Genomic DNA, 23417 nt, shown 5'->3' on the forward strand with positions numbered 1-23417 from the left:
ACTATGTTATGTCATCTACCCTGCCGCCAAGTGCGATGCCGCCCATCGATACTCGCTATGCTCGCATCATAGCGATCGCTTTGCCCGTATTATTGGCCAACCTTGCGATGCCGCTACAAAGCGTCATTGATACAGCGATTGTCGGTAATATGAATGACACCGCTAAGCTTGCTGGGATGGGTTTGGCCATACAACTGCTGTCCTTAATACTGGTGAGCTTTAACTTTTTGCAATATGCGTCATCTGGACTATCCGCCCAAGCATTGGGTCAGCTGGCTAATAAAGATGACCCCAATAGTGCGTTAGCAAATACGTCCTATTCAGCGCAATCACCGCTTTTGTCGATTTTGCAACGGGCTTTATTATTGGCATTTATGATTGGCGCGATTCTGCTTATCGCAAAACCTTGGTTAATTGATTTTGGTTTGCAAGCGCTTTCCGCCAATCCTGCTAGTGGCAGCGCGGCAAAGACTTATTTAGATGTACGTTTTTGGGGCGTCATCGCTGAGCTGATGAACTTTGCATTTATTGGCTGGTTTGCGGGTCAAGGTAAAACCCGCTATATGCTCTATCAGCAAGGTTTTATTGCCATTCTTAATATTATTCTGACCTTGTTTTTTGTTTACGTGATGCAGATGGGCTTGGTTGGGGTGGCGCTAGGGACGACGATTGCGTTTTGGCTCGGCGTAGCGTTGGCATTGTGGTTAAGTCACCGACATTTGCAAGTGTCCTGGCGAGCATTACTGACTGCTGACAAACGACATTTTACTAAAGAAAAAATACTTAGGCTATTTTCATTAAATAAAGACATCTTTATTCGCACGCTAATTTTAACGTTAAGCTTTGCTTGGATTACCCGTCTTTCTGCGCAAAGTGGCGATGTGATACTGGCTGCCAATGCTATCTTGTTGCAAGTATTAAGCATTTCAGCCTTTGCCCTTGATGGCGTGGCAGTTTCCGCAGAAACTTTAAGCGGACAAGCAGCGGGGCGACGCGATTGGCCAGGATTTCGTACTATTATTAAACGCACAGGTGTTGTCAGCTACGGACTTGCCTTAATGCTAAGCGCCATATGGTGGCTTGCGATGCCGACTTATTTGCAATTTATGACCAATATTGAACCAGTCTTTGCGCTGGCGTATGACTACCATCTTTATGCCGTGCTACTACCCATTGTTGGCGTTGGCGCTTATTGGCTCGATGGAATATTTTTTGGTTTAACGGCAGGTAACGTCATTCGTAATGCCGCTCTGATATTAGCAGCCCTCTTTTTTCCACTGAGTTGGTTACTCTACCAACGATGGGATATGACGGGCATCTGGTTAAGCGTTTGGTGCTTGCTATTATTAAGGTTAATGATTCTCGGCGGGTTTTTATACCGCGCCCAGCAGACAGACCACTATGAAAAATTTCAGCCTAAAACCTAGGCTTTAAAACTATAGTCGATTCATTTTAGAAGCGCTACAGTGCTACTGATATAAATTTTCCTTGCTTGCTGCTATCGCAGAGGCTACGAAAAATTCATCCTAGTAGCACACGATTATTAACGTAGCGATTTTATTTCGAACTTACTATATTGGGCTAAGACAATGTTTGTGTTATTGGCTTTAAGAAGAAAATTGCATATAAATGATAAATGATAAATGATAAATGAAAACTAAAGCATGAAAAATTAGGATGTCACGTGAACACTCAATCAAATGAGATAAATCAGCATCAAGCTCAACGCTATCAGTGGGTGGAAGGTTTTAAAAAAAGCTTAGCAGTTGCCATGGGATATTTGCCAGCAGGAATTGCTTTTGGTGTGCTGGCCCAAGTAGCTGGTGTGCCAGTTTGGGCAACCATTATGCTGAGTATCGTTTTATACGCAGGTGCAGCGCAATACGCCTGTTTACCGATGCTAAGTGCTGGGTTACCAATTGGCAATATCGCAACCAATATTGCGGCGATTAATTTACGCCATGTTTTTTATGGTATGCCATTACTAAAATATCTGCCAAAAAATAAAATAGCCAAAACTTATTGTTTATTTGCCCTCACCGATGAGACCTTTTCGGTGATGACAAGTTTGCCAAATGAATCGCGGCAATCATTGATACTGCCTATTAGCTTGTTTAACCAAAGTTGGTGGGTTCTCGCAAGCGCTATTGGCGTGCTAATCGGTAGCGCGCTCAGTGATTTGGTACCGCATTTAGATTTTGCTTTGGTCTGTCTGTTTGCCATTTTGGCCTATGAGCAGTTTCAAAGCATCAAGCGTTATTTTCCGATTGGCATTGCTGTGGTTGCTTTGATTATTGCGTCGTTATTTACCAGCAGTTGGTTATTATTAATGGCGATTACGATTTGTATGCTGATGATTTTAGCCCGTGGTTTTTGGACAAATCCAATCACGGCGGGAGGCGGTCATGAATAGTAGTTATCTGATTATGGCAACGTTTGCAATGGCAGCAGTGACGTTTATTACTCGCGCCCTTCCCGCCTTAATACCAAAAAAGGTGCTGGATACGCCTTGGCTGCATCGGTTAAATGAAAGTCTGCCGCTGTCAGTAATGGTTTTATTAGTTTTAACCAGCCTTTCCTATCAAGGTTTATCAAAAAGCTTTGGTTTGAATGGAGGTCTAAACAGTGCTGAAGTACATTTATTTATAGCGCAAATTGGGGCGTTATTATTGGTGCTACTTATTTATCATCTGAGCCGTCAATTACTCGTCAGCATGATAGTTGGTATCGCTGCGATTAATGGTTTGTTATGGCTGTTTACTCATTTTTTAAGTTGATTGAACGTTAAAGGTTTATTGCGTTTATTTGTGCCAATAAAAAGGCTGGAATCATTAAGAATCCAGCCTTTTTACGTTTTAAAATGTGTTTAGTCTATAACACTAAACTCATCAAATATTCGGCCATTTAAAGCTCTTCTACGCCCATCATATCTACTGGAGTATCAGCAACGATTTGTACACCTTTTTTGCCAATTTTGGCCGTATCATTACGTTGCTCTTGCAGATGATCGAGATACGCTTCATTGATTTGCCCAGTGATATAGCAACCGTTGAATACGGCACAATCAAAGCCTTCAACCTTGCTATGTTTGGTGTCTTTTACGGCTTCAATCAAATCGTCCAAATCTTGAAAAATCAAGCGGTCAGCTCCAATAATCTCGCGCACTTCTTCGACGCTATGACCTGAGGCAATAAGCTCGCTACGCACAGGCATATCGATACCATAGACGTTTGGATATTTAACTGGCGGCGCAGCACTGGCAAAAAAGACCTTACGAGCGCCAGCATCACGCGCCATTTGGATAATTTCATGACACGTGGTCCCACGAACAATTGAGTCATCAACCAACAGTACGTTTTTACCTTTAAACTCAAGTGGCACCGCGCTTAATTTTTGACGGACCGATTTTTTACGTTGCTGCTGGCCTGGCATGATAAAGGTTCGACCGATATAACGGTTTTTCATAAACCCTTCACGGTATTTTACATTCATCTTTAATGCCAGCTCCATCGCTGAGGTGCGCGAAGTATCAGGAATAGGAATGACCACATCGATATCGTGATCCTCACCCCATTCTGCAAGGATTTTATCGGCCAGCTTTTCACCCATACGTAGGCGCGATTTATAAACCGAGATGTTATCCATAATAGAATCAGGGCGGGCAAAGTACACATACTCAAAGATACAAGGCGTGTATTCTTTTTGCTCAACGCACTGATGTGTATGCAATTGATGGTCTAAATCAATAAAAATAGCTTCGCCCGGTTTGACGTCGCGGACAATACTAAAGCCTGAACCAGTTAATGCCACTGACTCTGAAGCGACCATATATTCTGTACCGCCGTTGGCTGCCATGCGTTTACCAAAAATCAGCGGACGGATACCGTTTGGATCACGGAAAGCTAGCAAACCATGGCCAGTAACGAGGGCAACCACACCGTAAGCGCCTTCAATGCGGCTATAAACCGCTGTGACTGCTTCAAAGATATCAGCAGGCGTCGGATGGGTATTATCTATATTTTGCATTTCATGCGCAAGCACGTTTAGCAAGACTTCAGAATCTGAGTCAGTATTAAGGTGACGGCGATCTTCTTGATAAAGTGATTTTGCCAAACTCTCAGCGTTGGTTAAATTACCATTGTGGGCAAGTGTAATACCATAAGGCGAGTTGACGTAAAAAGGCTGAGCCTCAGCACTACTCGAGGTACCAGCGGTCGGATAACGAACATGACCGATACCAAATTTTCCCACCAGCTTTACCATGTGACGATTCATAAACACGTCACGTACCATGCCATTTTCTTTTCGTAAATAAAGACGCCCATCCTGTAAAGTCACAATACCGGCCGCATCTTGCCCTCGATGCTGCAACATGGTTAAGGCATCATAAAGAATTTGGTTGACCGGCTCATGAGCTGCGACCCCAACGACTCCACACATAGTTGTATCCTATTTTGTACTGCACATTGATAACACAATAACGACACAGTAGCTGACAGAGCTTTTGATGTGCTGCCTGCCATTTGCCGTAAAGCTGACGATTTTGCTAAGAATAACTTCTTACGGGTAATAGATAAGGCTGATTATCCGTAAGACAAGTTAATGATGATAAATAGAAGTGTATTTTACGAATATTAAAGACGCTTGAATAGCTTTTTGTGAACGTTTATGACTGATTAACTTGATCCCAAGCCAAGCCAAACATATCTGAAACCAGCGCTTTACCCATTGGCGCATACGGCAATAATTCAGGCGCAAGCACCGAGGTTTCCCATTGCGGCATTTGTACCAATAACGGCGCACTAACGCTAAGAATCACCAAGACCATTAAAACGTTTTTTGCCGCTCCAAGTACGCCGCCGGCCATTTTATCAAGCACACCAAGACGTAAGGTTTTGAGAACGCCTGAAAATACGAACGCAACTAAGTGCATAATAGCTAAAATAGCAATCACAATGACTAAAAAGGCCATCGCCATTTGCAAGACAGGATTTTGTACGATACCTGATAACTGCGGCGCTACTGAACCTGCCAAGCGCGTTGCAGCAATGAGCGCAATAAACCAACCAATCAAACCGACAGCTGTTTTAATCAAACCTACCTGAAAACCACGCCATAAGCCAATCAAAACAACAACAGCAATCACAATGTCTAAACCACTCATGTTTATCGCCTCATTTGCCTCTTATATTGGGTGTTTTTAGTAAATTTTAAAAGCATGAAGTCTTAAAGGCTTACCCTTCCATGGCATCATAATAGCCACCGATGGATTGAATACAAGACTGTACTAGCCCTGGGCCTTTATAAATAAGCCCTGAATAGAGCTGCACCAAATCTGCACCTGCTTCGATTTTTTTAACGGCTTTGGCACCACTATCAATACCGCCAACACCAATCAACGCTACCTTACCATCCAACTGATCGGAGAATTGTTGTAAAATTTGCGTACTAATGTGGCTGATCGGACGACCAGATAGACCGCCTGTTTGGTCACCATCGGGCAAATCTTCGACACCCACACGGCTCAACGTGGTATTAGTGGCAATCAAACCATCTATCTCAAAGTCCAGCAACTGCTGGGAAATATAATCGACTTGTAATGGGTCTAAATCGGGGGCGACTTTTAATACCAAAGGCACATAAAAACCATATTCGGTTGCCAGCTGATTGTGACGATTTTTAATGGTATCTAATAGTTGGGTTAACGCTTCACCACTTTGTAGGTCACGTAAATTTTTGGTATTCGGCGAGGAGATATTCACGGTAATATAAGACGCATGCGGATAGACACGCTCTAAGCAATAGACGTAATCATCAGCCGCATTTTCAACTGGCGTGACAGCATTTTTACCAATATTGATGCCGATATTGCCTTGGTATTTACAGCGCTTGACGTTTTCAATCAGGTAATCAACGCCTTCATTATTAAAGCCCATGCGGTTAATTATGGCATCGGCCTGCTTGATTCTAAATAGTCTCGGTCTGTCATTGCCAACTTGCGGCTTTGGCGTGACCGTGCCTACTTCGATAAAACCAAATCCCAACTCTGCTAGCGCATCGATATAATCGCCGTTTTTATCCAAGCCGGCGGCAAGCCCAACGGGATTGGCAAACTGTAGTCCCATACAGTCGGTTGGCTGCATTGATTGACCGTAGACTAAGCCCAACACACGTGCTTTATGAGCTTTATCTAATAAAGATAAAGTCATCTCATGCGCGTGCTCAGGGTCCATATTAAATAAAAAAGGGCGAAGTAAGGCATAAGACATAGTAATGACAGACCCTGCTTAAAAAGAAATGGAAATAACAAGAACGAAAGGCGCCAAGCGCTGCGATTATATCAGCTTAACTGAAATAAGACCAAAGTTTCATAGATTAATTCACGACATTAAATACGAATAAATCGTCGTTAATTCTGTAAATTGATGACACGCCCTCGTTAAAAAGCCAATATCAGAAAGCATTTTTATTCGTATTTATTGCTTATTGATGCCTATATTTTTAGGTTAAGGAACAGGGCGGCCATCGGTGAGCGCTATCCAACCGCGTACAATACGGTACAGATGCCAAATAAAAGTAAAACCCATGATAATAAAGCCTACGCTCGCCAATAATACTGATACGATGGCAATATTACCACTGTCGGCGAACATGCCCACACCAAAACCACCTAAAGCGAACGTGACGATAAGCACGCCAATAACAAACCAAACAATACTGTACCAAAACGTCTTTATTTGCCAATCAAAATGGGTAGCCAGCCAAATGCCATCAGCATCGCGGCGTTTGGCATAATTCATAAAAATAGGCACAATCCAAAGCAGGCCAGCTGTAAAATAGCTGAGTATATATAGCAGATAAGTGATGTGATTATAAGTCGTTAAAGAACGCCGCTTACTATCACTCATACCATCATTTATATTGTTTATCATACTGTTACTCTTTATATCAGGTGACTAATAGCTAATTCATCGTGACAGATAACTGGGTTTTCAATACGGCATACTTTAAAACATAAACCTTAATAAGCGTTAATGTAGCTAATAGGTACTTTAGGAACTCACTGTTGCCTGAACCTGAATTGCTTTGGTAACCGAATCTTGCTGCATTGATAGTTGGGTAAATTGCCAACCTTGCTGCTGAAGTTTTCCAAGCGCGCTACTTACAACTGCTTGGCTTGGATGTGTAAAGCTCAATTGCACTGCATCGCCAGCCGCAACAACCTGAGCATCTACAATGCCCGAATTATTTAACAGCGCACTGACGCTGCTTGCAGGCGGCATAGCTACTTCGCCATCTGTCGAATTAGCAGCATTTAACGCATTATTATCAATATTACCCGCTTGGGCTCGCAGCCAAAAATAATCAGCCACCTGTTCTTGATAGTTACTTTTACTCTTACTTGCTGCCTGATGGATACTATAGCCACCATAACCACCGACAAATAGCAGCAAAAACGCCGATAATAATAGCAAAGCTAATTGGTCGCGAGCAGACAATGCTTGCCAGCGTGTCGTGAGCAGACTTTGATAGCCGTTCAGTCGCGCTGATAAGGTATCACTTGGAGTGCTAGCAAGGTTACTGTTACGTTTGCCAAAGCGCTGTAGTCTTTTCATGGTTACCCTTTATTGCTGACGCTGCTGCTACTGTCTACGACGTCAACGGTCACTTGACCGCTAAACTGCCCTTGCTCATTGCCGTTCACTTGCTCTAACTTAGCATTCAAACCTTGAGCAACAAGCGTATTAGTAAACTTATCCAGACTACCGCGGTCAGGCGCAATCAATGTAAAACTAAGCGCTGCAGGCTGCATGACTAACGCTTGCGCTCGTAATGACGATTGTTTAATCAGAGGCGATATGCGCTCGAGTACCGCTATATGGGAAGAAGGTGCTTGACTATCACTGCGCAATTTTGGTTGCAATTGCACTTGCAATTTCGTCCGTGTACTAAGTGGCTCATTAGGGAACCAAGACTGATACTGAACGGCAATCTCGGTTTTGGTTGCTGCCGTCGCCGCGTCATACTGATACCATTGCACCGCATCAGTCGCCATCTGCAATACCAATGCTGACAGCGCTACCATCATTGCTACTCGCAAATATGGCGATAATTGCGAATCGGTTGACTTAATAAAGAAGTTCAGCGCATGACGCTCAGGATTCTCAAGTGGTTTAGGAGTAACGGCCAGCATGGTTAATAACAATTGATGCTCCGCAATCATTGCTACTGTTTGGGTAAAGGCGCAGGCGTCAGTTTCAGACTTGGTTAAATCAATACCTTCACCCTCTAACTCATTAGCAATACCAGAAGCGCGACTAGAATTACTAATAGCGTCATCAATGGCTGGCAAAAGCAATACTTCGCTCAAATGTGGAAAACGCTCAAAGATTAGCGGCAAGTAACTGACTGCCATTCCTTGATGTAAGGATTGGCGCAGTAGCATGGTGTGGTTATCTTGGTACAATATGATTTGCTGCCCTGCGCCCTCTTCTGGCGTTGGCAATAGTAAAAAATCAGGTAGTAATGCCACGATGTTCATGCCAGCGAGCTTAGCGCTTTGCTGCCACGATTCGATATCGCTTTGAGCCAACGCATATAAGTGGTGGCTCGTATGCTCAGCCACTTGCCGAATGGCTAACTGCTCAACAGGCGTGAGAGAAGTCTCTTCAAATAGATACTGTTTACCGCTTAAGCCCAATTGTTTAAGCTGAGCAGTATTAAGCTCAGATTCTATTCGTAAGAAGTGGCTTGAGGGAAAATATAGACAAACTGATTTTTGACTATTGGTTTTATAGCTACCATAAATGTCATGTAACTGTTGCCAGCCGTCAATCAATTGCCATTGATTGATATCTTCATGCCAGACCGCTAATGGACTGTGCTGCGTTCTTAACCAAACGTGTAACACCAAATGTGTCCTTAATTATCAAAAATTATCAAAGCTGTTGTTTAAGGTTGTCGTTTAAAGCTATCGTTTATTGACGCTTTTATTTATTAGTGCTGCGGTCTAGCAAAATTTAAATAATTTTATGAACGTCTCTATTATTGTTAGAATTTAATTGTTACTAATAAGGCTGATCTGGGACAAAGCGATCTGTCTCGGTTGCCATACCCGTCATCACAAAATCCATCTCAAATACGCGCGCTTCTGCCAAAGAGAACGGCTCAGGATAGTCACCCGTTAGTAGACCAGCAATATGAGCAACAATAGACATATGACAGACGACCACGAGACATTCTGATTCAATATCACCAATATCAATAAGCGCCTGACGAGCATCGTCAGAAGGCGTGAGATTATCTTGGATTTGTGACGGTACGTCAGGTGCACACGATTGTAAGGCAGCCAACGTCTGCTGCGCTCTTTTATAAGGACTGACGACAAAATAATCAGGTTGATAATGGGTGGAAATATATTCTGCCGTTTGCGTAGCTTGCTGCTGACCAAAATCAGTCAACTGACGCGCACTGTCTGGGCGCGTTTTATCTTCCGCTTGACCATGACGAACTAAGATAACTTTCATAATCTTAACCACCTTATTTATTACTTTTTACCTAACTATTTTGACACTGCCTTTATTTTAACCGTCAGACAGTGACATGTTGCTAAGCGTTTTATTTATTTTCGTTATCATCTTTTTTATTGTTAGCCTTGTTTGCGGTTTGCATTTGCGCCGTTAGTGAAGCGTTACTATGGTCATGGTCCATGACAAATTCAACGTCGCTACGGAAGCCTGCTTCCATGAGATGCAAGGCAACCCCTAACGCGGCTTTATCTTCATAAATAACTGCGTGCAGCGCATGGGTAATCGGCATATAGATGCCTTCTTTGGTGGCTTTTTCATGTACCTGCTGAATGGTATTCACCCCTTCAGCGGTTTGTCCCAGTTTTTTAACCGCTGCATCAATCGTCATCCCGCGACCGATCATATTTCCAATACGGTAGTTACGACTCAGCTCAGAGCTACAGGTAGCATATAAATCGCCGACGCCAGATAGCCCTAAAAAGGTCAGCGGATTGGCGCCAGCATGAACGCCAAAACGACTCATTTCTGCTAAACCGCGCGTCAATATCATGGCTTTGGTATTTTCGCCGACTTCATAAGCGGAAGCCATTCCCATGGCAATGGCATAGATATTTTTGAGCGCGCCGCCAAGCTCAACACCGCGAACATCATCACTGGCAAACACTCTAAAAAAAGCGCTGTGGAGTGCTGCTTGTACAGCATGCCGTAATGGTTCAGATTCACTGGCAATCACTGTAGCAGACGGCATGTTTTTCATAATTTCGATGGCAAGATTTGGCCCTGACATCACGCCGAAATTGACTTCCGGTAGCTCATCTTTAATAATGTCACTCATTAAAGCAAAGGTATCTTTCTCCATACCTTTGGTCAAAGAAACGATAGATTGTCCGCTAATAAAAGGCGCGATATTTTTAAGCGTTTCACGAAATGCGAGGCCAGGGACGGCAATGAAGACAATATCGGTATCTTTCACCGTAGCTTGTAAATCGTGACTGTACTTAAGGCGATCATCAAGCTTATAACCAGGTAGGTATTTTTTATTGGTCTGCGTCTTCGCCATGGCTTTGACAGTACGCTTATTACGAACCCAAAGTGTGGTGTCACAGCCATTGCGCGCAGCCAAGTTCGCCATCGCCGTACCAAAACTACCGCCTCCCAAAAATGCTAAGCGCAGCTTGGTTGGATTGTTATGAATCTCTGCCATATTTTTTGCCACTGCGGATTCAACCGCACTAGGATTTAATTTTTTACGCCCAAGCCCAGATTTGGTGGCACGCTCAATGATACCGGATAGTAAACTGTTTTGTTTTTCAGCCGCTTTATTGTCTGGTTGAGTATCATCCACATTTTTTTCTGTACTTTTATCATTAGCGCTGGTCATATTCTTTTATCCGTGTTGACTGATTTCATTATGAATAGAATTTGTGCTGAGTATACAGTGAGATTGACGGTATGTTTCAACAATTATTGATATAAAATCGCTATTTTAATTAAATAATGAGGGTCATTTTGATATTATTTTCTCTAACCAGCCACTCTACCGCAGCAACTGCCCTCTTATGATATCGCTATAACAGTAACTCTTTATTATTGTTATGACTCGAAACGCAGCAATGGTTCAATATCAATGGGCTTGCGCGTAGGCATATCGCAAGGACTGCTGCCAGTATAAACAAAAGCCGTGACATAATCATCAGCGCCAACACCAAAATATTCTTTGACGGCGGGCTCATTACACAGCAAGCCAGTGCGCCAAACGGTACTAAAACCTTGGGCTTTTAGGGCCAAAATAAGGTTTTGAACCGCGGCCCCAGCACTGAGTAGTTGTTCAAAAGGGGGCACTTTTTTATGTTCTTGCATTTGGGTAACAACCGTAATAATGACTGGCGCTCGCAGCGGCATATTATAGGTTTTTTTGCGTGATTTCTCGGAAAGCTCCTCGCCCTCTCGCGCGGCTTTGGCTTCAGCAGCAGCCAAAAAAGCTCGACTCAATTCATGACGCGCATTGCCTTGGGTGACAATAAAGCGCCACGGCCGCAGTTTTTTATGATCAGGAGCAGTAACGGCGCAATCGATAGCCGCTTTAATCTGATTTTCTGTTGGTGCTGGAATACTCAGATTGCCGATGCTACGTCTTGATTTAATCCAATTAATCAGTTGCTCATCTGTTACTTGAGAGTTTGTGACTAGTGAGCTTTCTGTATTGTTGTTCTTGTCATTACTGTTCTCACTACTATTCTCATTACTGTTGTTTAGCACATCATTCGTCTTGACCATATTATCTTCAGAGGTATTCATGGCATATCCTTATTTATAATTTTGTATGATTATTACTCCGCTAGCCATCAACTATGCAGCGTCCGCATCTTCGGTGCGATGATCCATTCTAATATAATCTTCTGACTGCATCTCAAGCAGACGTGAGCGCGTACGCTCAATCTCAAACGCCAATTTCTTTCCTTGATATAACTCAAGAATAGGCTGCTCCGCGCGAATCAGAAGCTTGACGCGACGATCATAAAATTCATCGACTAGATAAATAAAGCGTCGGGTAGGATCGCGCATTTCATCACCTAATGCGGGGACAGCATTGATTAACACGGTACTAAACTGCTTGGCAATTTCGATAAAGTCCGATGCCGAACGTGGCTCCATACATAAATGTCGAAAATCACAAAATAAAATATCTTCAGTACGGGCATTGATTCTGATTTCACGGCCATTAATAACAATAGGTTCTTTACTGATTTTTTGATTATTAGATAAGCTAGCAAAACGGTTGGCAAGCCAGTGGTGATTGGCTTTGGTCAGCGGTGATGCATATAACTCTGCTTGCTGCAATACACGTAGGCGATAGTCAATACCAGAGTCAATATTCATTACGGTGGTATGACGCTCAACTTCGGCAATGGCAGGCATAAAGCGGTCGCGGTGTAGGCCGTCTTTATACAAACCAGACGGCTCAATGTTTGACGTCGCCACCAATGTCACGCCGCGATTAAACAGCATAGTGAACAAATCCCCTAGAATCATCGCATCAGAGACATTGGAGACAAAAAACTCATCAAAACAGATAATCACTGCTTCTGCATAAATGATATCAGCAACTTTTTCTAACGGGTCGCTCTGACCTTGCAGATTGTTTAACTCTTGATGGACACGCTTCATAAAGTGGTGAAAGTGCTGGCGCATCTTACGTTCAATCGTTAAGGAATCGTAAAACATATCCATCATCCATGTTTTACCACGTCCTACTCCGCCCCACATATACAAACCTTTGGGGGCGATAGGCTTTGATTTTAGAAAGCTAAAAAAGCCTTTTTTTTGTGCCGCGCTACTATTGAGCTGATGATACAGCTCATCTAAATAGCTCATCGCCTGATATTGTTGCTCATCTCGAGTAAACTCATCAGTGCTAATGGCTTGCTCATAACGTTGCAAGGGAGATAAACTCATAATACGACTCATCATTAGACAAAATAAATATAAAAACAACTCACTTTATTAGCGATTTTAATTATCAAAAGTATATTCTTCTAACAACGCTTTAAGCTCTGATAAACGCCCGTGAAAAAAGTGACCTGCACCATCGACCACACTCACAGCAAGTGCTAAACGCTCAGCGAATGCTTGCATATTATTTGGGTCAATCACTTCATCGGCATTGCCATATATCTCAAAGGTTTTATCAACAGGTAAGGCGATGTCACTGCTGTCGTTTTTTTCGATTGAAGGCGCGATGAGAGCTACTTTTACTATCTCAAAATCACTAAGTCCCCAAATATGCGGCGATACCATAACTTGCTCAGCGACGCGCGCCGTCACATAACCACCAAACGAGAAACCACCTAACCACAGTTTACGTGCAGTGGTTTTTTCTGCAACCCATTGTAGCACGGTCATCGCATCAACCACCTCACCATTCGCATAATCGTGCTCACCCGTTGACTGACCAACGCCACGAAAGTTAAAACGCACCACATGCATGCCATTATCGCGTGCAAAACGATACATGGTCGTGACCACTTTATTGTTCATTGTCCCATCAAACAACGGATTAGGATGGCAAAGCAGCGCCACCATATCGGTATCTGGATCGTTAGGATTGTCATTTTGCCATAGCGCGTCAACTTCGAGCACACCAGCCGGAGCAGGAATCAATTGCATAAATTTACTTATCGGTTAAAAGTGAATACGTCAATTATCCTAGATATGGTTTATATTTCAAGTGATTTGCTGTGTACGAGCAACGTCGAACACAATAACCGCCTAGACACTCACCACAGCAATAAGTTAGATTCATTTAAGTCGTTAAGAACATATTTAACTTATAGGAAAAAGGACATGAATATGAAAATTTTTAATCAAACCGCCACCTTTACGGCGGCACTAGCTGCTGCGCTCGCTTTGAGTGCCTGCCAAAGTACGCCTTCCTCCCCTGTTATCCAACGTGCCAACTCCATTTATGAAACCACAGGCATCGCTGATAGCAAAGTGAAGGCACAGCAAAATGCGATAGACAGTGCGCAAAAGACGTGTGGAAGAAAACAAGTGATTATCGTTGATGATGAAGTAAAATATAACGGTATTTTAAATGAGCAAACTGGCCGTATGATTGGGCAAGCAGGTGCGGTGATCGGCACAATCTTCGGTACCGGCTCGCCAGATTTATCACGTAAAGATGATTATGAATATATGATTAGTTTTCGTTGCCAATAAAAAAACTATAATTTGATAAAGTCTTTAGCCAATTAGTTTGCGAGATAGTATGTTCATCGCGGCTTGTTGGCTTTACTTTTTGTGCGGGCACTTTTGGGGTAAACTACCCTATCTAAGGTTCAGCACTCTTGAATCAGTCTATCGTTAGTAGCCATTTAAGACTGCTATAAATGTCCCGTTCCTAAATCTTCTTACCTTTGGTCTATTATTATGCGCAAACCGAACCTATCACAGTCGAAACAAGCCAGTACTAATAAAGCCAAAGTGATAGCGCCTGCCAAAGATTTAGCGACCTTGGAGGCCGAGCTGGCAGAACAAGAAAACAACATTGAAGTCAATTTAGAAGATACGGTTTTGCGGCTAAGTGATTATTTATCCGCAGTCGATATGGTTATCAAACAAACCTTTAATCACCGTGTTTGGGTCAAGGCTGAGATTCGTAATTTATCCAGTAAAGGTGGGCATTATTATTTTGAGCTGGCAGAAAAAGATGATGAAGGTAAAGTCATTGCCAGCTGCCGTGGCAACCTTTGGCGCTTTAAAGCGGCGCGCGTTTTAGCAAAGTTTGAGCGTGCAACTGGTATGCCGCTTGACCGAGACTTGACGGTTTTGTTAAAAGTATCAGCAGGCTTTCATGCACAATATGGCTTTTCACTGACGATTGAAGACATTGACCCAAGTTATACGCTAGGTGACTTAGCGCGGCAATACGCAGAAATGGTTGACCGCTTAACTGGCGAAGGGTTATTAAATCTCAATCAGCAGCTGCCTGACCCATTTGATATCGAGCATGTGCTAGTCATTGCTCCTGAAAAGGCCGCTGGGCTCGGTGATTTTCAAGCCGATGCCGATCGCTTAGCGAGTACCGGCGCTTGTCACTTTTATTACCACAATGCCACGTTTCAGGGCAATCATGCACCTGCGGAAATTCGCCAAGCTATCGTCAGCGCCCAGCAGCAATTTTACGACACTTATCAACGTCTACCCGACTTATTGGTTATTATTCGTGGCGGCGGCGCTGTTGGTGATTTGGCGTATCTCAATGATTATGAACTGGCAGCTTTGGTCGCCGAACAGCCTATTCCGGTATGGGTTGGCATTGGTCATGAGCGTGACAAAGTGATTTTGGATGAAGTAGCGCATACCAGCTTTGATACGCCGTCAAAAGTTATTGCCGCTATCATGGCACATTTAGCACAATTGGTCACTCAAACGTTGCAATACCGAGCGCAAATCAAACACGCAGCCAAGCAGCAATTAAACGTCGCTGAGCAGCAAACGACACGCCAGTTAAGCCAAATTCAATCGCAAACCATTGGAAAACTAACCGCCCTGCAAAAAGACAGTGATTACGCCTGGCAGAGTATTCAGCAAAGCGCCCAGCGCCAAGTCAAGCAGGCCGCCAGGCAAACCAGCGAGCTGCGTAGCCAAATTCAAACTTCTGCTCATCAGCAGTTAGTCATTGCAGCAACTGACGGGCAAAATTATCAAAAAGCTATCATACAAAATGCGCAGCAGCAACTGATACAAGCGCGGCGTGATAGCGAGCATCTGCGTGATATCATCTTTTTACAGCGCCCGTCTCGCGTGCTTAAGCAAGGCTATACCATGCTGACTGACGCAAACGACAAACAGATATTAACCAGCAGTACCCAGCTTTATCCTGAGCAGACCATTCATATTGTTTTAAAAGACGGGAAAGCAAAAGCACAGATTATTGATGTGGAGACTACTTAGTTATAGTCTTTTTATTGTAAAAACACAGAGCTACTGGGATAAATTTTGCGCAGCATCGAACAGTGAAGGAGTAACACAGCAAGCAAGGAAAATCTGTACCAGCAGCAGACTATTGAAACCAAGATATCTAATAACTTTTTATCTACCTTTCTTTCTATATTTTTTTCTCAAACTGATGCCAATATTAGGAAATTTTATGACTACTCCAACTCGCAAACGTAAAAAAGCCGCCCCAAAAACTTTTAAGGCAGCGTACGATATTTTAAAAACCAATGCAGCCGATCTTCAGCAACAAGACGAGCCAGATATTGATAATCTGATGACGACTGTCGAAGAATCGATTGCCGCTTACCGCGTTTGCGAAACCCGAATCAATGCGGTACAGCAAGCGCTAGATGCCGCCTTCGCTGAAGAAGACAACACAGAAAATAGCGATATTTAAAACTCCTTTATTCTTAAAATCCTTTACTCTGGCTCATCAACCTCAAATACTTGGCGTAAATAGGCAAGATACGTATCATTATTGATCATGGTCTTGCCTGGACTGTCCGACAGTTTAGCAACGGGCTGACCATTACACTCGACCAGTTTTAGGACGATATTTATGGGAGTAATGCTCATATCATTGGTCAGATTGGTACCGATACCAAAGCTGGTTTTTATCTGGCCTTTAAAATACTGATGTAAATCCCAAGCTTTGTGCAGATTTAAGCCATCACTAAAGGTCAACACCTTGGTTCTTGGGTCTATTTTTAGCTTCTTATAGTGCGCAATAGCTTTATCGCCCCAGATATATGGGTCGCCGCTGTCATGACGCAGCCCATCAAACAGCTTGGCAAAATATAAATCAAAATCACGTAAAAACGCATCCATGCCAACGACGTCGGTCAGCGCAATTCCCAAATCACCGCGGTACTCATGTACCCATGCTTCAAGCGCCGCTTTTTGTGAATCACGCAATCGCACATCCAAAGCCTGAAAGGCCTGCATAAACTCATGCGCCATCGTACCAATCGGCGTCATACCGAGTTTTTTTGCCAGATAGACGTTTGAGGTGCCGCGCACGATTGTTGGTTCCGCGTTATGCAAAGTCTCAACCACGTGCGCCTGCCAAACTTTACTAAAGCGTCTACGAGTACCAAAATCAGCCACAACAAATGGCGGTGTATCATACTCATCTTTTGCTTGCTCTGCCGCATACTGATGCAGCAAAGCAACTTTTTCATCCAGTCTGCGCTGCCCTTCCTCGATCACGCTAGCACTCGATAAAGGACTAAAATATAGCTCATTTACAATTGATAGAACAAATACTTCAAAGAACATCGCTTGAATCATCGGACCTTCGATATCGATACATAAACGTCCTTTTTCATCGGTACTGACGGTAATAAAACGGCGCTTTAGTTTAAACAATTCTAGATAATCAACAAAATCTGAGCGCATAAAGCGCAAACCGCGCAAATACTCTAGCTCATCATCCAAAAAACGCAGCTCACATAAACTGTCCAGTTGTTTTTCTAATGCGTCTTTGATATCCGCTAATGGATAAAGGGTGTCTTTATTATTGCGGCAACGAAAGCGGTAAACACCATAGGTCTGCGGAAACTGATGCAGCATGGCTTGTAGCATGGTGAATTTATATAAATCGTTATCGAGTAAAGAGGTGATAATAGGGGTGAAAGTATCGGTCATGCGGTGGCCTTAAATAACGCAAAAATAAGAAAAACGTCACCTCATTCTCAAAGCGACATAATATAAGCTTAGTAAGTGTTAAAAAGCTAAGTATAACGAAGTTTGCGGCTAGTTGCAGAATTGACGTTGATTTGCAGCAAAATTACTACGCTTGCTAAAATAGATGATAAAACATCAGCCATAAAAAAGACGCTAAGCCTATACTTAACGTCTTGTCATAAGTTTAATTATTAATATCAATAATTAAGGCTTTGCTGGCTTAACCAATTTTACCAATGGCGCGTAACCTGACTGCGGCATCACACTTACTGGGATAAATTGTAGCGCCCCGCCATTGATACAATAGCGCAGGCCGCCGCGATCTTTTGGACCGTCTGGGAATACATGACCCAAATGCGAATCTGCTACTCGTGAACGAACCTCAGTACGGACCATGTTAAAGGCGGTATCGTCATGCTGAGTAATCACCTGCATGTCAATTGGCTTGGTAAAACTTGGCCAACCGCAGCCAGATTGGTATTTATCGGTTGATAAAAATAACGGCTCTCCACTCACAACATCGACATAAATCCCTGGCGCAAATAAATTATCATACTCATGACTGAACGCCCGCTCTGTAGCCGCTTCTTGCGTAATATTATATTGCGCTTTGGTCAAAGTATTTTTTAGGGCGCCTTTATCGAATCCAGCATAGCGTTTGGGGTCTAGTGCTTCAGCAACCGTGCTTACAGGGGCAAGCTTGCGACGTGTGCTGCCTTCAGGCTTATCATCGGCCAAGCTTAAATCGACATGACAATAGCCATTTGGATTTTTTGCCAAATAATCTTGATGATACATCTCAGCCAAATAGAAATTATCTAACGGCTTATTTTCGACGACAATTTTCTGCTTATATTGGCTTTGGATGCGTTTTAGGGCCGCATCGATGACCGCTTTATCTGCTTTATCGGTGTAATAAACGCCCGAACGGTACTGGACGCCGCGATCATTGCCTTGTTTGTTTAGGCTGGTCGGATCAATCACGCGAAAGTAGTATTTTAGAATCGTATCAAGATCGGTTTTATCAGCATCGTAAGTAACCTTAACCGTCTCAGCATGACCTGAACCACGAATTACTTGTTCGTAGCTTGGATTAGCCGTCTCACCATTAGCATAGCCTGACACAGCATCGACCACACCTTCGACGCGCTCCATATAAGCTTCAACGCCCCAGAAGCAGCCACCTGCCAAGTAGATCGATCGCGTATTAATCGCTTTGCCTTTATCATTATAATAAACGCCATCTTTCTGTTTGATGGTTTCAATCTTACTATTGTTATTCAATGCTTGCGCATTGGCGGGTTTTGCATTTCCCGCTTTCAGCTCCGCAAAGTCATTATTGGCATTTTCAGCAAGGGCATACGCCTGCTCTGCCGATATATTGCCTTTAACTAAGTGCACCAAGTTGCCGTTTTTATCAAGAATCGCCCAGCTTGGATATACTTGCACACCAAGCTTATTAATCAGCTCACCCGAAGCATCAGATAACACTGGTAATTTTGGATAATCAGCTTGCACGCCTGCATACCAAGTGCTGAATTCGCCCTCCGTTTTTTCATTTAAATGACCAGGGCTGGCAACCGTAACGACATTTAAATCCGCAAACTTAGGATCGGTACGCCACTCTTCTGTTTCCGCAAGCGTTCCTAAACACAACGGGCACCAACTTGCCCAAAACTTAATCAAAGTAGGCTTATTTGGATCAATGACGTCAGCACCCGTTTTGCCCAAGCCTGTTGTCAGCTGCGGCAATGCTTGCATTTGTCCAAGCATGTCAGATGGCAGCATATCGCGCGAGTTTTTCACGCCGCTGTTTTGGCTACTGGCGTTGGCGCTACTGCTGGCATTGTTCTTAGAGTTGTTTTCTGCACTGCTCATTTGCCCGCAAGCAACCAAGATTCCTGCACTTAATACCGTCGTTACCCCAAAAGCGCTGACGTTTTTTAACCAACGTGCTGCTGCTCGCGGTGACTGTGTCGCTAAATCATGAGTGTTGCTGCCCTTATCAGAGCCATTTGTATTGTAAGACTTATTATCTTGTTTATCAGGTAGCATGGAGGACCCTTTTTACAAAATCTTGCGAGCACCCGCTTAATGTTTAATAGTCATTAAGCGTATTCAAAAGCAATGAAGCAGAATGAATGTTAGTGAAAGCAAATAGATTGCGAGATATATGAAAATGAAGAGAACGACGACGGCATTAGACTATCTTAATAGTATACATCGCTAGTGGAGTTTACTTTAATAAAAAATAAGAGGTTGCTACACTTTTTTAACAACACCGTAAGAGTAGTGATATACAGGATTGAGTACGAAGAAATTGATGTGAACAATTATTAATGGGCGATTATATTTATATGAGGATAAAATAATGAAAAATCAATATTACTAACACAATCAATTGCTTAACCAATAATTTGTTAGTTAATAACGGTTAGATTAAGAACATGGGTAAATTAAGAGCATGAGTAAACTAAGAATATAGGTAAATTAACTTTTAGCACCCATAAACTGTGCCACATAATTGTCAGCGGGATTGTGTCGCAGCTCACTTGCGCTACCAGTTTGTACCAGACGCCCACCATTTAAAATACTGATACGCTGACCAACCTTGACTGCCTCATCGATATCGTGGGTAATAAAGACAATGGTTTTATTGAGCCGTTCTTGAAGTTCAAGTAATTGATCTTGCAGCTGCGCACGAATAAGCGGATCGAGGGCGGAGAACGCCTCATCCATGAGTAAGATTGGGTTGTCAGTTGCCAACGCTCGTGCCAGCCCCACCCGCTGCTGCATACCGCCAGACAATTCATCAGGATAGCTGCGTTCTAGATTGGGAAGCCCAACTTCATTGAGCCAATGCCGTGCCACCTCGTGGCGCTCCTTAATGCTCATTTTACGCACGCGCAGACCATAGGCGACGTTTTGCAGCACCGTCATATGAGGTACCAAACCAAAGTGTTGGAAAACCATACTGACCGTTTGCTGACGATAGTGTTGTAAGCCTTTATCATCCAGCTCTAGGATATTAATAGCAGAAGATTTTTCGTTTTTGTTCTGTAATTGCTCCTCGCTTACGACCGCTGAATTAGAAACGGTTTCCGCTGTAGAGTCTTTAGCGTTAATAGCGGTATCGACCCAAATTTTTCCGCTAGTTGGGTCAATCAAGCGATTAATATGGCGTATCAATGTTGACTTACCAGAGCCTGACAAGCCCATAATACAATGCAGCTCACCCGCTTCAATCGCGAGATTGATATCATAAAGTCCCACCGAATAGCCAGTCTGCTCCTTTACCTTAATACTATCCATCCCTTCTGCCAATAACGCCAAGGCTGACTGCGCTTGCGAGCTATTGGCGTTATAAATCTTGCTGATATTTTCTAATTGAATATGATTCATGGTTGTTCTCATTTTTATTTTTATGATGAATAATTAACCAATTGGGCGTCTGCCCGCATCGATGGTTTTTTGCCGTGCTCGTTTGTCTTGGCCAAAGGCTTGCGTAATACGGTCAATGATGATGGCGACGATGACAATAGCAGTACCTGCTTGTAAACCTTGACCGATATTGAGCGTTTGAATCGATTGCAACACATCCTCACCAAGACCCGGCGCACCAATCATAGAAGCCAGCACCACCATAGAAAGCGACATCATCACCGCTTGATTAATGCCTGCCATGATGCTCGGCAGCGCTTGCGGCAGTTTAATCCAGATAAGTAACTGCAAATGGGTGCTACCAAATGAGCGCCCTGCTTCGACCATTTCGTGATTGACTTGCGTAATCCCAAGTGTGGTCAAGCGAATCAGCGGCGGCAAAGCATAAATAATGGTGGCAAATAGCGCGGGCACTTTACCAATTCCAAATAACATCAATACTGGTATTAAATAGACAAAGCTTGGCATGGTTTGCATGACATCCAGAATCGGCGTAATGATCTTGCGCAGCAGCTTACTGCCTGACATAGCAATACCAATCGGAATACCAATCACAACCGTGACCAACACTGACACCATAAGCAACGCCAAAGTATCAATCAACGCGTCCCACAGTCCAAACGCACCAATTAAAAACAACCCTACGCCGCATGCCAGCGCAAACCATATTTTGCGTACGCCAAACCAAGCTAAAACGGTTACGAGCGCAATAATCAGCCATGGCGGGATAAATGTCAAAAAGCGTTCAATGGGCAACAATAGATAGGTCAAAGCGGCGCTACTAACACTGCGAAAAATGTCACCATAGTTTCTAACCACAGTCGCTAAAACGTTATTGAGCGACGTTTCAAGCGACCATGAAGGAAAGCTTGAGGACAAACCGAATATATTGGTGGCCTTGTTATTTTCTAACGTGTCTGACGCAACGTTGTTTGCTAAAGCACCGCCATTGAGACTGATACCAAGCGAAGCTGCCATATTGTCCGCCGCTTCCGCTGACATCCAAGTTTGCCAAACGTCAGGGTTATTACGCAAAAACGCCAGCGCTTGCTCATCACCGCTACGTTTGCTTTCACTCATCTCTAAAATAGCGCCATTGAGCTGATCAGGGGTAAATTTAACTTTTTTAAAAAAATCGGTTAGCTGGGGGTTAGTCTCAATAAAGGGCGTTGATACTGCAATACTCAAAGGAGAGACAGGAAAGCCTGAGATGCAATCAGAAGTACCATCAGCTATTAGTAAATCTTGCCAACAGGCATCATCGTGCGCAGGGAACTCTAATGGCGCAAAGTCATATTTTGCCATGAGGCCAGTTGGTTGCCAGTAATAAAACAATAGGGGTTTGTGCTGTTCAAATGCAGAGGAGATTTCAGCGTCGAGCGCAGCACCCGTACCAGGATGCACAATGTTAAAAATACTGTCTAAACCTGTATTTTTTAGCAAACGGGTATTAAAAATCTCACACGCCCACCCTGATGGACAATTCATAAAACGTGACTTTCGCGGATCTTCAGGATCTTTAAACAGCTCAGCATATTTGGGCAAATCTTGATAACGGCGTAGACCTGGATTCTCATCTAAGACATACTTAGGTACATACCAACCTTGGGTCGCGCCGCCCTCAAGCGTATCGCCGATGACCGCCACTTTCTCATCATTGATGGCTTTCTCTAGAATTGGCGAGCGTCCTATCCACTGCTCACCGATGACTTGGATATCATCTTGTAGCAGCGCATTTTCGAGCGCAGGACCTGCGCCTGGCACCTCGGTCACTTGGCAGCCATAGCCGTGCTCAGTGATATATTTCAATACTCCCGTGGTAAATTGCCCACTCTCCCACGTGAGCGCGCCAAATTTTATCGGCGCATCACAATTTGGCCCAGCAGCGGACACGGGTGAAGACAGTATTAGCGAGCTTATTAATAGTAAGCTAAAAGCAATCCATTGGCGCACGGCAGATCCTATTTATCGTTATTATTATTAATAATTATCTCTAGGTTTAGTAGAGCTTATTTGTACACCCAAAGTCTGTTATTTATTATTAATTTCTTTACTTATAACCCATCTAATAGTCACCACAATCTCGTTTAGGCGGTCTACAAAGTGTAGCGACTTATAGATAAGATGACAAATGCTCATTTATCCTAAAAAACGGTTTTTAACTCCTTATTTTGAATGCTTTGTTTTGAAGAGGAAGGATTAACTTTTGGATAAAAAAATAGCACCGACCCGAGTAGATGCTATTTTTATAACGTTGCT

The 23417-nt window shown here is 43.3% G+C and carries 21 protein-coding genes; 6 read left to right on the forward strand and 15 right to left on the reverse strand.

The window, feature by feature from the left end; all coding sequences use genetic code 11:
• Positions 1–8: 8 nt before the first annotated feature.
• From B4K26_RS11450 to B4K26_RS11460, 3 genes are all read left to right on the forward strand, one after another.
• Positions 9–1427 (forward strand): MATE family efflux transporter, encoded by a 1419-nt coding sequence (locus B4K26_RS11450; RefSeq protein WP_296245631.1) that lies wholly within the window; start codon positions 9–11, stop codon positions 1425–1427.
• A gap of 257 nt (positions 1428–1684) precedes the next feature.
• On the forward strand, positions 1685–2413 hold the full coding sequence (locus B4K26_RS11455; RefSeq protein ID WP_296245632.1) for an AzlC family ABC transporter permease: 729 nt from the start codon (positions 1685–1687) through the stop codon (positions 2411–2413).
• A complete protein-coding gene (locus B4K26_RS11460; RefSeq protein WP_296245633.1) occupies positions 2406–2777 on the forward strand; it encodes an AzlD domain-containing protein in 372 nt (123 codons plus the stop codon). Before B4K26_RS11455 ends, B4K26_RS11460 begins: the two co-directional genes overlap by 8 nt.
• Positions 2778–2904: 127 nt before the next feature.
• On the opposite strand, the gene purF is transcribed toward B4K26_RS11460, so the two are convergent.
• The 11 genes from purF to B4K26_RS11515 form a co-directional block, all read right to left on the reverse strand.
• Positions 2905–4440, reverse strand: coding sequence for an amidophosphoribosyltransferase (purF, locus tag B4K26_RS11465; protein WP_296245634.1), 1536 nt, complete (start codon positions 4438–4440; stop codon positions 2905–2907).
• Positions 4441–4666: 226 nt separating this feature from the next.
• Positions 4667–5164, reverse strand: a complete 498-nt coding sequence (locus B4K26_RS11470; RefSeq protein ID WP_296245635.1) for a CvpA family protein — start codon at positions 5162–5164, stop codon at positions 4667–4669.
• Between the two features lie 70 nt (positions 5165–5234).
• Positions 5235–6269: a quinone-dependent dihydroorotate dehydrogenase gene (locus tag B4K26_RS11475; protein ID WP_296245636.1), complete on the reverse strand. Its 1035-nt coding sequence runs from the start codon at positions 6267–6269 to the stop codon at positions 5235–5237.
• Positions 6270–6506: 237 nt separating this feature from the next.
• Positions 6507–6932, reverse strand: coding sequence for a DUF4870 family protein (locus tag B4K26_RS11480; protein ID WP_296245637.1), 426 nt, complete (start codon positions 6930–6932; stop codon positions 6507–6509).
• Between the two features lie 120 nt (positions 6933–7052).
• The gene (gene gspM, locus B4K26_RS11485; protein ID WP_296245639.1) at positions 7053–7616 is read right to left on the reverse strand and encodes a type II secretion system protein GspM; all 564 of its coding nucleotides are present in this window, start codon (positions 7614–7616) and stop codon (positions 7053–7055) included.
• A 2-nt stretch (positions 7617–7618) separates the two neighbouring features.
• Positions 7619–8911, reverse strand: coding sequence for a type II secretion system protein GspL (gspL, locus tag B4K26_RS11490; RefSeq protein ID WP_296245640.1), 1293 nt, complete (start codon positions 8909–8911; stop codon positions 7619–7621).
• A gap of 157 nt (positions 8912–9068) precedes the next feature.
• Complete coding sequence (locus tag B4K26_RS11495; RefSeq protein WP_296245641.1) at positions 9069–9527, reverse strand: SixA phosphatase family protein; 459 nt, start codon at positions 9525–9527, stop codon at positions 9069–9071.
• A 91-nt stretch (positions 9528–9618) separates the two neighbouring features.
• Positions 9619–10911 carry an NAD(P)H-dependent glycerol-3-phosphate dehydrogenase gene (locus B4K26_RS11500; RefSeq protein ID WP_296245642.1) on the reverse strand — a complete coding sequence of 431 codons (1293 nt, stop codon included), beginning with the start codon at positions 10909–10911 and terminating at the stop codon, positions 9619–9621.
• Positions 10912–11123: 212 nt separating this feature from the next.
• On the reverse strand, positions 11124–11807 hold the full coding sequence (locus B4K26_RS11505) for a nitroreductase family protein (protein ID WP_409521370.1): 684 nt from the start codon (positions 11805–11807) through the stop codon (positions 11124–11126).
• Between the two features lie 72 nt (positions 11808–11879).
• On the reverse strand, positions 11880–12986 hold the full coding sequence (zapE, locus tag B4K26_RS11510; RefSeq protein ID WP_296245644.1) for a cell division protein ZapE: 1107 nt from the start codon (positions 12984–12986) through the stop codon (positions 11880–11882).
• 57 nt (positions 12987–13043) lie between these two features.
• Positions 13044–13697, reverse strand: a complete 654-nt coding sequence (locus B4K26_RS11515; RefSeq protein ID WP_296245645.1) for an alpha/beta hydrolase — start codon at positions 13695–13697, stop codon at positions 13044–13046.
• A 183-nt stretch (positions 13698–13880) separates the two neighbouring features.
• Between B4K26_RS11515 and B4K26_RS11520 the strand changes: the two genes are divergently transcribed.
• From B4K26_RS11520 to xseB, 3 genes are all read left to right on the forward strand, one after another.
• Entirely contained in the window at positions 13881–14249 is a 369-nt protein-coding gene (locus tag B4K26_RS11520; protein WP_296245646.1) for a hypothetical protein, read from the forward strand.
• A gap of 210 nt (positions 14250–14459) precedes the next feature.
• Entirely contained in the window at positions 14460–15986 is a 1527-nt protein-coding gene (xseA, locus tag B4K26_RS11525; RefSeq protein ID WP_296245647.1) for an exodeoxyribonuclease VII large subunit, read from the forward strand.
• A gap of 196 nt (positions 15987–16182) precedes the next feature.
• Positions 16183–16428, forward strand: a complete 246-nt coding sequence (gene xseB, locus B4K26_RS11530; RefSeq protein WP_296245648.1) for an exodeoxyribonuclease VII small subunit — start codon at positions 16183–16185, stop codon at positions 16426–16428.
• A 23-nt stretch (positions 16429–16451) separates the two neighbouring features.
• Here the strand turns inward: xseB and pncB are convergent, their stop codons facing one another.
• From pncB to B4K26_RS11550, 4 genes are all read right to left on the reverse strand, one after another.
• Positions 16452–17678, reverse strand: coding sequence for a nicotinate phosphoribosyltransferase (gene pncB / locus B4K26_RS11535; protein WP_296245649.1), 1227 nt, complete (start codon positions 17676–17678; stop codon positions 16452–16454).
• Positions 17679–17921: 243 nt separating this feature from the next.
• Positions 17922–19772 carry a bifunctional peptide-methionine (S)-S-oxide reductase MsrA/peptide-methionine (R)-S-oxide reductase MsrB gene (gene msrAB, locus B4K26_RS11540; RefSeq protein ID WP_296245650.1) on the reverse strand — a complete coding sequence of 617 codons (1851 nt, stop codon included), beginning with the start codon at positions 19770–19772 and terminating at the stop codon, positions 17922–17924.
• Between the two features lie 435 nt (positions 19773–20207).
• A complete protein-coding gene (locus tag B4K26_RS11545) occupies positions 20208–21119 on the reverse strand; it encodes an ATP-binding cassette domain-containing protein (RefSeq protein WP_296245651.1) in 912 nt (303 codons plus the stop codon).
• A 33-nt stretch (positions 21120–21152) separates the two neighbouring features.
• Complete coding sequence (locus tag B4K26_RS11550) at positions 21153–23111, reverse strand: glycine betaine ABC transporter substrate-binding protein (RefSeq protein ID WP_296245652.1); 1959 nt, start codon at positions 23109–23111, stop codon at positions 21153–21155.
• Positions 23112–23417: the final 306 nt, after the last annotated feature.

The sequence above is a fragment of the Psychrobacter sp. UBA6766 genome (genome assembly GCF_002453355.1).
Lineage (GTDB): Bacteria > Pseudomonadota > Gammaproteobacteria > Pseudomonadales > Moraxellaceae > Psychrobacter.